We start from the raw sequence: 324 nt of genomic DNA on the forward strand, positions 1-324 counted from the left end.
TCATAAGTGTTAGAAAAATTAAAATACAATGTTGTTCCCTCCACTTTTATATCTCTTTCGTAATCTAATTTGTTATCTCCATTGGTTCTTATACAAACCAAAAAACAATCCCACCATTTATTTGATGTACTTGCAGAATTAATTTTATTCATTTGGAATTCACTTATTTTTACAAAGTGATCCATCATTTCAGCATAGGTAAAAGGAAAGACGATAGTGTCTTTGAAAATTTCATAACTAGCACCCAAAACCGCAAAATTTGTAGAAAACCTACTTGGAGAACCAACAGGCATTTTTGCGGATATACTTGTTTTATAGAGCCTG

The 324-nt window shown here is 31.2% G+C and carries 1 protein-coding gene; it reads right to left on the reverse strand.

The window, feature by feature from the left end; translation table 11 throughout:
• The coding region (locus KHA90_RS25190; RefSeq protein ID WP_213308294.1) for a hypothetical protein at positions 1-324 on the reverse strand (324 nt) is incomplete at both ends.

Origin of the sequence: Flavobacterium psychroterrae (assembly GCF_018380615.1) — a bacterium.
GTDB classification, from domain to species: Bacteria; Bacteroidota; Bacteroidia; order Flavobacteriales; family Flavobacteriaceae; genus Flavobacterium; species Flavobacterium psychroterrae.